Below are 9,302 nucleotides of genomic sequence, written 5' to 3' on the forward strand. Positions count from 1 at the left end.
TGCGGTGGTCGCCGCGGAAGTGCGCAAGCTGGCCGAACGCAGCCAGATCGCGGCCCAGGAGATCGGCGACGTCGCCAGCTCCAGCGTGGAACTGGCCGAGAACGCCGGCAAGCTGCTGGACGAGATGGTGCCGTCGATCAAGCGCACCTCCGACCTGGTGCAGGAGATCACCGCCGCCTCCGAGGAGCAGACCTCCGGCGTCGGCCAGATCAACGCCGCGGTCGGCCAGCTCAACCAGACCACCCAGCAGGCCGCGTCCAACTCCGAGGAGCTGGCCGCCACGGCCGAGGAGATGAGCGCGCAGGCCGAACAGCTGCAGCAGCTGATGAGCTTCTTCAAGGTGCAGGGCGCCCCGCCGGCCAGGACCGCGGCGCGACGTCCCGGCGCCGGGCGCGGCCGCAACGGGCAGGCCGGTCCCAAGCCGATCGCGCGCGTCGCCAACGGCCAGCTGGTCCTGGCGGATTCGCTCGACGAAGCCCACTTCGAAACCTTCTGAGACATGGCCATGAACGCTCCCGCTTCGCTCTCACCCTCCGACGCCGGCGACCTGGCCACGGACCAGTTCCTGACCTTCCTGCTCGGCAAGGAAATGTTCGGCGTCGGCATCCTCGGCATCAAGGAGATCATCGAGTACCGCACGCCGACCGACGTGCCGATGATGCCGCCCGCGTTGCGCGGGGTGATCAACCTGCGTGGCGCCGTGGTGCCGGTGGTTGACCTGCAGCAACGCTTCGGCCGCGCGCCCAGCGAGATCAGCAAGCGCACCTGCATCGTCATCATCGAGGTGGCCAGCGGCGAGGAACGCCAGGTGCTGGGCCTGCTGGTGGACGCGGTCAGCGAGGTGCTGGAGATCGCCACCGCCGACATCGCGCCGCCGCCGGCCTTCGGGACCGGCATCCGCCGCGATTTCATCCACGGCATGGGCAAGGTCGGCGAGCGCTTCGTGATCCTGCTCGCCGCCGATGCGGTGCTGGCGCCCCAGGAGTTCGCCAGCATGACCGCGCTCGACGCCCACCTGGAAGAAGGCATCGCCGCCTGAGCGGCCGTTGCCACTTAGCGCCCCGCCCTTTCCTCGAAACGGATTTCGCATGCCCACGTCCCCCGACACCGCCGCCCTGCACCACTTCGGCACGGTCCTGGTGGTCGACGACAGCCAGGTCCAGCGCGAACATGCGCTGGCCCTGTGCCAGCGCATGGGGGCGGTGGCGGTGGAAGGCGCGGCCGACGGCCATGCCGCGCTGGCACGGGTGACCCAGGGGCCGCCGCTGGGGCTGTTGATCGTGGACCTGGAAATGCCCGGCATGGACGGCGTGCAGTTGCTCGACGCACTGGCCCGCTGCAGCGTGCGCGTGCCGATCGTGGTCGCCTCGCAGCGCGGCGCGGCCCTGATCGACTCGGTGCTGCAGGTCGGGCGCAGCAACGGCCTGCAGGTGCTGGCGGGGCTGGAGAAACCGCTGCGCGCCGCCCAGCTCGCGGCCGCGGTGCGCGCCCACGCGCCGAGCGCACCGGCACCACGTGACGACGCCGAGGCGCCCGGCGAGGCGACCATGGCGGCGATGCTGCGCGAGGCACTGCAACGCGGCGAGATCGAGGTGGCCTATCAGCCCAAGGTGGACATGCGCAGCGGCCGGGTCGGCGGCGTGGAAGCGCTGGCGCGCTGGCGCCATCCCAGTGCCGGGCCGATCGCGCCGGACCGCTTCATCGCCGTGGCCGAGCGCGAAGGCCTGATCCACGCGCTCACCGCCTGCGTCGCCGACCAGGCGATGGCACGGCTGGCGGCGTGGAAACAGGATGGGTTCCAGCTGACCCTGGCGTTGAACCTGTCGCCGAGCATGCTGCAGGACCCGAACCTGCTCGACGAACTGCTCGGGCTGCTGCGCCAGCATGGGCTGGCGCCGTCGGACCTGGTGCTGGAAATCACCGAAAGCTCGCTGGTCTGCGGCAGCGCACTGGGCATGCTGGCACGGCTGCGGCTGCAGGGCTTCGGCCTGTCGCTGGACGACTACGGCACCGGCTTCTCCTCGCTGCAGCAGCTCACCCGCATCCCCTTCACCGAACTGAAGATCGACCGCATCTTCGTCCACGACGCGCACCGCAGCCGCAACCTGCGCACGGTCCTCGAATCGGCGCTGGGCATGGCCCAGCGGCTGGGCCTGAGCACCGTCGCCGAGGGCATCGAAACGGTGGAGGACTGGACCCTGCTGCAGGAGCTGGGCTGCGACTTCGGCCAGGGCTACCTGCTGGCGCGCCCGCTGGGGGGCGGCGCGCTGCACGCCTGGCTGCTGGAGCACCAGCGCCTGCTGCAGGAACACGGCCCCACCGGCAACGCCAGCGTCCCCGCTCCCCCCCCTCCCCACTGACCGACCGGCCATGACCATGACCAGCCACGACACCATCACCGAGCAGGAATTCGGCCGGTTCCAGCGTTTCATCTTCGACGCCGCCGGCATCACCATCTCGCCGGCCAAGAAGGCCATGCTGTGCGGACGCCTGGGCAAGCGCCTGAAGGCGCATTCGCTGCAGACCTACACCCAGTACCTCAAGCTGCTGGAAAGCCGCGAGGGCAGCGGCGAGGTGCAGACCGCGATCGACCTGCTGACCACCAACGAAACCTATTTCTTCCGCGAACCCAAGCACTTCGACCTGCTGCGCAGCATCGCCGCCGCGCACACCGGCAGTACGCCGTTCCGTTGCTGGAGCGCGGCCAGTTCCAGCGGTGAGGAGGCCTACAGCATGGCCATGGTGCTGGACGATACCCTGCAGGGCCGCCCCTACGAGGTAGTCGGCACCGACATCAGCACGCGCGTGCTGGCCAAGGCGCGGACCGGCCATTATCCGCTGCTGCGCATCGAGCACATGCCGCCGGCCATGCTCAAGCGCTACTGCCTCAAGGGCCGCGGCGAGTACGAGGGCAGCATGCTGATCGACCGCAAGATCCGCGACCATGTGCGCTTCCTGCACGCCAACCTCAACGCGACGCTGCCCAACCTGGGCCAGTTCGACGTGGTGTTCCTGCGCAACGTGATGATCTACTTCAACGGCCAGACCAAGCGCGAAGTGGTGGCGCGGGTGCTCGGCACGCTCAAGCGCGGCGGTATCTTCTGCATCGGCCACTCCGAAAGCCTCAACGACGTCAACGGCGACGTGGTGCAGATCGCGCCGTCGGTGTACCGCAAGCCATGAACCACGACGTCCCAGGAGGGAACCCCGCATGACCACGATCAAGGCCATGGTGATCGACGATTCGGCGGTGGTGCGCCAGGTGCTGGTCGCCGTGCTCAACGACGCGCCCGGCATCGAGGTCATCGCCGCCGCGGCCGACCCGCTGCTGGCGATGGACAAGATGCGCCAGCAGTGGCCGGACGTGATCGTGCTGGACGTGGAGATGCCGAAGATGGACGGCATCACCTTCCTGCGCAAGATCATGAGCGAACGCCCCACCCCGGTGGTGATCTGCTCCACGCTCACCGAGAAGGGCGCGCGGGTGACCATGGACGCGCTGGCCGCCGGCGCGGTGGCGGTGGTGACCAAGCCCAAGCTCGGCCTCAAGCAATTCCTCACCGACTCGGCCGAGGAAATGATCGCCACGGTGAAGAGCGCCGCGCGCGCCAACGTCAAGCGCCTGTCGGCGCGGCCGGCCACGCCAGTGGTAGAACCGGAGATCAAGCACACCGCCGACGTGATCCTGCCCGCACAGGGCGGCCGCGCGCTGTCGCAGACCACCGAACGGGTGGTGGCGATCGGCACCTCCACCGGCGGCACCCAGGCGCTGGAGGAAGTGCTGACCGCGCTGCCGCGGGTCAGCCCCGGCATCGTCATCGTCCAGCACATGCCGGAGAAATTCACCGCCGCCTTCGCCGCGCGCCTGGACACGCTGTGCCAGATCTCGGTGAAGGAAGCGGCCAACAACGACCGCGTGGTGCCGGGACGCGCGCTGATCGCGCCGGGCGGCAAGCACATGCTGCTGCGGCGCAGCGGCGCGCAGTACTTCGTCGAAGTGCTGGACGGGCCGCCGGTGAACCGGCACCGGCCGTCGGTGGACGTGCTGTTCCGCTCCGCCGCGCGCGCCGCCGGCGGCAACGCGCTGGGCATCATCATGACCGGCATGGGCGACGACGGCGCGGTCGGCCTGCTGGAGATGCGCCAGGCCGGCGCACGCACCGTGGCCCAGGACGAACAGAGCAGCGTGGTGTTCGGCATGCCCAAGGAAGCGATCAAGCGCGGCGGCGCGGAGAAGATCCTGCCGCTCAACGCGATGGCGCGCGAGATCGGCCAGCAGCTGAGCTAGCCCACCAGCCGCCGCACCACCCTGCCGCAGGAGCCGCTGCAGCCGCGACTAAGCATTCCCATGAATGTCGGTCGCGGCTGAAGCCGCTCCTGCAAACGCGGGCAGCCAAGCCCTGTTCCTGCCACACACCTTACAGCGCGCAGCGGCGCAAGCAGGTTCGCGGCAAGCGGCGACGCACATGCGCCCGCAAGCCCCCTCACCCCGAATTGATGTGCTCCTTGCAGTACAGCCGCCGATACGCACTGGGGGTCATGCCCAGGCGCTGGCGGAACACGCGGCGGAAGTAGCCGCTGTCGCTGAAGCCGGCGCGCTGCGCCACGTCGTCCACCGCGCAGGTGTTCACCAGCAGCAGCTTCTCGGCGAAGGCGATGCGCTGACGGTGGATCGCCTCGGTCAGCGTGGTGCCGAAGCTGCGCCGGTAGATGCGGCCCAGATAATCCGGATTGCAGTGCAGTTGCGCGGCCAGCGACGAGGCGGTGAGCGCGGTGTGGAACTGGGTGCCGATCAGTTGCTTGGCACGGTACGCCAGCGCCACCCCGGCGCGTTCGGAATCGTGCGGATCCGGCCAGGCGCCGGCCACGCATTGCAGCATCGACAGCACGATCGGCTCCAGCATCGGCAGCGTGCGCCGTTCCTCCTGCTCGGCCAGGAACCAGCGGAACAGGCCGACGAAGCGATCCGGATCGCGGATCGCAGTGCGCTGCGGCATCGACAGCGCCACCGCGTTGTCCGCCTGCGCCGCGACCGGTTCCAGTTCGAAATGCACCCAATAGAACCGCAGGTCGTCCGGGAACTGGCCCAGGCCGGCGTGCGCGCGGCCGGGCCACAGCAACAGCGTCTCGCCGGGGCCGACGTGGAAGTCGTTGTCCTGTTCGCGAATCGAGAGGATGCCGCGCTCGACGAAGATCAGCTCGTAGGACTGGATCACCCGCGCCGGATGCGCACCCACGCCGCGGGAAATGAACAGGCCTCCGTTCTGGACCCGGATCGGATAGGCGACGGCGAACTCGAGCATGTCGGAAACGTCTCCCCTTGCCTGCGCGACGCTGCACTGCAGCATTCAAATGAACGATGCCGCGCAAGGACGCCGCGGCCGCCGTGGTCGGAATCGTACCGGTTTTATACCGCACAGACTCTTGTCGCGGGTGCGCCGCCATGCCACTTTGCGCTGGCGCCGGACCGGGCGCGCCAGGAGCCGTTACGTTGACCGCGACCGCCATCGGCCACGCCACCGCAGACGCCGCATCGGCCGCGACCACGCCGCGTCTGTCGCGCCTGGAGAAGTTCGGCTACGGCCTCGGCGATGCCGGCGGCACGGTGGTCACCTGCCTGATCGCCAACTTCCTCACCTTCTTCTACACCGACGTGTTCGGCCTGACCCCGGCGCTGGTCGGCACCCTGTTCACCGTGCTGCGCGTGGCCGACGCGGTGTCCGATCCGGTGATGGGCCTGATCGCCGACCGTACCCGCAGCCGCTGGGGCCGTTTCCGCGCCTGGCAACTGTGGGTCGCCGTGCCGATCGGCATCGCCTGCGTGCTGACCTTCAGCGCGCCGCAGCTGAGCGCCGGCGCCAAGATCGCCTACGCCTTCGCCAGCTACTTCCTGCTGTCGCTGTGCTACACCGCGATCAACGTGCCCTACTGCGCGCTGATCAACAGCATGACCGGCAACCACCGCGACGTGGTCTCGGCGCAATCCTGGCGCTTCGTGCTGTGCGGCATCGCCGGCTTCCTGGTGTCGGTCGGGCTGCCGTGGCTGGTGCGGGAACTGGGCAACGGCGACGCCGCGCGCGGCTACCAGCTCGGCGTGGGCGTGCTGGCGGTGCTGGCGGTGGCGATGTTCCTGTGCTGCTTCTTCGCCGTGCGCGAACGCGTGCCGGTCAGCCTGCTCGGCGGCGCCGGCATCGGCGCACATCTGCGCGGCCTGCTGCAGAACGACCAGTTGCGGCTGGGGCTGCTGATGTCGTTCCTGCTGATCAACGTCTACAACATCCGCGGCGGCGCCTATCTGTACTTCATCACCTACGTGCTCGGCGGCAGCAGCGGCTACGCCTCGCTGTTCTTCGCGATGGTGGCGCTGGCCACGGTACTCGGCGCGATCGTGGTCAACGCGCTGTGCCGCCGCTTCGATCCGCTGGCGCTGTACCTGCACACCAACCTGGCGCTGGCCGCGTTCGGCGTGGCGCAATGGTGGCTGCCGACCGGACCGGCGCAGCAGACGCTGTGGCTGGGGGTGATCTTCGTGCACTGCCTGGTGCTGGGCTTCGCGCTGCCGCTGCACTTCTCGCTGATGGCCTTCGCCGACGACTACGGCGCCTGGAAGAACCGGGTGCGTTCCTCGGGCATCAACTTCGCCTTCAACCTGTTCTGCATCAAGCTGGCCTGGGCCTCGAGCGCGGTGGTGATCAGCGCGCTGTTCGTCTACGCCGGCTACCGCGCCGGCGCCGCGCAGCAGAGCCCCGCCTCGCTGCAGGCCATCACCCTGCTGGAAACGCTGATCCCCGCCGGCCTGCACCTGCTGCTGGCCGCGGTGATCCTGCGCTGCCGGCTGCGCCGGCCGCTGCTGGCGAATATCGCCGCCGATCTGGCCGCACGCCCGGTGCACTGACCTTCCCCACTCTCCAGGATCTCCGCTCCATGCCGCATTCGCCCGTGCCGTCCCCGGAACTGCCGCTCGCCCACCTGCGCATCGCCGATCCGTTCTGGCAGCGCTACCAGCGCCTGGTGCAGGAGGTGGTGCTGCCCTACCAGTGGGACGCGCTCAACGACAACGTCGCCGATGCCGAACCCAGCCATGCCATCGAGAACTTCCGCATCGCGGCCGGCCGCAGCGACGGCGCGTTCTACGGCATGGTGTTCCAGGACAGCGACGTGGCCAAATGGCTGGAAGCGGTGGCCTACCTGCTCGCACAGCATCCCGATCCGGCGCTGGAGCGCGATGCCGACGCCACCATCGAGCTGATCGGGGCCGCGCAGCAGGCCGACGGCTACCTCAACACCTACTTCACGGTGAAGGCGCCGCAGGAACGCTGGACCAACCTGGCCGAGTGCCACGAGCTGTACTGCGCCGGGCACATGATCGAGGCCGGCGTGGCCTACTTCCAGGCCACCGGCAAACGCACCCTGCTCGACATCGTGTGCCGGCTCGCCGACCACATCGACGCCACCTTCGGCCCCGGCCCCACGCAGTTGCACGGCTACCCCGGGCATCCGGAGATCGAACTGGCACTGATGCGCCTGTACGAGGCCACGGGCGAGGCGCGCTACCTGGCACTGGCGCGCTACTTCGTCGAACAACGCGGCACCACGCCGCACTACTACGACGAGGAGTACGCCAAGCGCGGCCAGACCTTCTTCTGGGGCGGGCACGGCCCGGCCTGGATGATCCAGGACAAGGCCTACAGCCAGGCGCATCTGCCGGTGGCGCTGCAGGACACCGCGGTCGGCCATGCGGTGCGCTTCGTGTACCTGTACGCCGGCGTGGCGCACCTGGCCCGGCACAGCGGCGACGCCACCCTGCGCGCGGCCTGCGAGCGCCTGTGGGACAACGCCACCCAGCGACAGATGTACCTGACCGGCGCGATCGGTGCGCAGAGCTACGGCGAAGCCTTCAGCGTCGACTACGACCTGCCCAACGACACCGCCTACAACGAGAGCTGCGCCTCGATCGGGCTGATGATGTTCGCCAACCGCATGCTGCAGTTGGCGCCGGATGGCCGCTACGCCGACGTGATGGAGCGGGCGCTGTACAACACCGTGCTGGGCGGCATGGCCCTGGACGGACGGCACTTCTTCTACGTCAATCCGCTGGAAGTGCACCCGCCCACCGTGCACGGCAACCACACTTTCGATCATGTGAAGCCCGTGCGCCAGCGCTGGTTCGGCTGCGCCTGCTGCCCGCCCAACATCGCCCGCGTGCTGACCTCGCTCGGCCACTACCTCTACACCCGCCGCGACGACACGCTGTACGTGAACCTCTATGTCGGCAGCGACGCGCGGTTCGAGGTCGGCGGGCAGACCCTGACCCTGCGCCAGCGCGGCGAATATCCGTGGCAGGACACGATCGCCTTCGAGGTGGAGTGCAGCGCCCCGGTGGAGGCCGCGCTGGCGCTGCGCCTGCCCGACTGGTGCCAGGCGCCGCAGCTGCGGCTCAACGGCGAGCCGGTGGCGATCGATGCGCACCGCCAGCACGGCTACTGCGTGCTGCGCCGGCGCTGGCAGTCCGGCGACACCTTGCAGCTGCGCCTGCCGATGCCGCCGATGCGGGTCAGCGGGCACCCGCGCGTGCGCCACCTGGCCGGCAAGGTCGCGGTGCAACGCGGGCCGCTGGTGTACTGCCTGGAGCAGGCCGACAACGGCGCCGACCTGCATCAGCTGCGCCTGCCGGCCAACGCCACGCTGCAGGCCGTACCCGGCACCGGCGCGCTCGCCGGCCAGGTGCTGCTGCAAGCCACCGGCGAACGCCTGCACGGCGACGTCGACGCCGCGGCCGCACCGCTGTACCGCTACGATGCGCCGCCGCCGACGCGGCAGCCGCAGCCCCTGACCTTCGTGCCCTACTTCGCCTGGGCCAATCGCGGCGAAGGCGAAATGCGGGTGTGGGTGGACGCCAGCGACGGCTGAAGGCAACGCTACGGAACGTCTGCTGCAGGAGCGGCTTCAGCCGCGACCGGCGTTACCGGGAACGCCGGTCGCGGCTGATCCCGCAGAAGGGGACAAGCGCCGTTCCTGCCGGACAAGCTGCATTCGGATGAATCCTTGCGGAAACAGGTCACCACAGCGATGCCTGCCATGCGGCGCCTCACCGGCCGCATCGCACGCGCCGCACGGCCAGCGCACGCTCTAAGCTAGGGCCATGGATGCCCTGGCCTTCGCCGCCCCGCCGTTCGCCCGCCTCGCCCTCGGCGCGCATCGCATCGCCGTGCCGGACGCCTGGCTGCTGCCGTTCGAGGTCGATGCCTTCGACAGCGACGATTTCCAGCGCCACCGCGTGCAGCAGCCGCCGTCGATCGCGC

At 69.5% G+C, this 9,302-nt stretch carries 7 protein-coding genes and 1 pseudogene; 7 read left to right on the forward strand and 1 reads right to left on the reverse strand.

Annotated elements, in window-relative coordinates:
• The 5 genes and pseudogenes from D588_RS0116985 to D588_RS0117005 form a co-directional block, all read left to right on the forward strand.
• A pseudogene (locus D588_RS0116985) lies at positions 1-496 on the forward strand (methyl-accepting chemotaxis protein); the annotation flags it as partial.
• Between the two features lie 9 nt (positions 497-505).
• Positions 506-1,039 carry a chemotaxis protein CheW gene (locus tag D588_RS0116990; protein ID WP_026143817.1) on the forward strand — a complete coding sequence of 178 codons (534 nt, stop codon included), beginning with the start codon at positions 506-508 and terminating at the stop codon, positions 1,037-1,039.
• A gap of 49 nt (positions 1,040-1,088) precedes the next feature.
• The gene (locus D588_RS25135; RefSeq protein ID WP_017916833.1) at positions 1,089-2,360 is read left to right on the forward strand and encodes an EAL domain-containing response regulator; all 1,272 of its coding nucleotides are present in this window, start codon (positions 1,089-1,091) and stop codon (positions 2,358-2,360) included.
• A 16-nt stretch (positions 2,361-2,376) separates the two neighbouring features.
• On the forward strand, positions 2,377-3,183 hold the full coding sequence (locus tag D588_RS0117000) for a CheR family methyltransferase (RefSeq protein ID WP_026143818.1): 807 nt from the start codon (positions 2,377-2,379) through the stop codon (positions 3,181-3,183).
• Between the two features lie 28 nt (positions 3,184-3,211).
• Positions 3,212-4,288 (forward strand): chemotaxis response regulator protein-glutamate methylesterase, encoded by a 1,077-nt coding sequence (locus D588_RS0117005; RefSeq protein ID WP_017916834.1) that lies wholly within the window; start codon positions 3,212-3,214, stop codon positions 4,286-4,288.
• 196 nt (positions 4,289-4,484) lie between these two features.
• Here D588_RS0117005 and D588_RS0117010 read toward each other — a convergent pair whose 3' ends face one another.
• Positions 4,485-5,303 (reverse strand): AraC family transcriptional regulator, encoded by an 819-nt coding sequence (locus tag D588_RS0117010; protein WP_017916835.1) that lies wholly within the window; start codon positions 5,301-5,303, stop codon positions 4,485-4,487.
• Between the two features lie 188 nt (positions 5,304-5,491).
• Between D588_RS0117010 and D588_RS0117015 the strand changes: the two genes are divergently transcribed.
• Both D588_RS0117015 and D588_RS0117020 read left to right on the forward strand, forming a co-directional pair.
• A complete protein-coding gene (locus tag D588_RS0117015; RefSeq protein ID WP_017916836.1) occupies positions 5,492-6,895 on the forward strand; it encodes an MFS transporter in 1,404 nt (467 codons plus the stop codon).
• Positions 6,896-6,924: 29 nt separating this feature from the next.
• Positions 6,925-8,910, forward strand: coding sequence for a beta-L-arabinofuranosidase domain-containing protein (locus tag D588_RS0117020; RefSeq protein ID WP_017916837.1), 1,986 nt, complete (start codon positions 6,925-6,927; stop codon positions 8,908-8,910).
• Positions 8,911-9,302 lie beyond the last annotated feature (392 nt).

The organism is Xanthomonas sp. SHU 308 (genome assembly GCF_000364645.1).
Taxonomy (GTDB): domain Bacteria; phylum Pseudomonadota; class Gammaproteobacteria; order Xanthomonadales; family Xanthomonadaceae; genus Xanthomonas_A; species Xanthomonas_A sontii.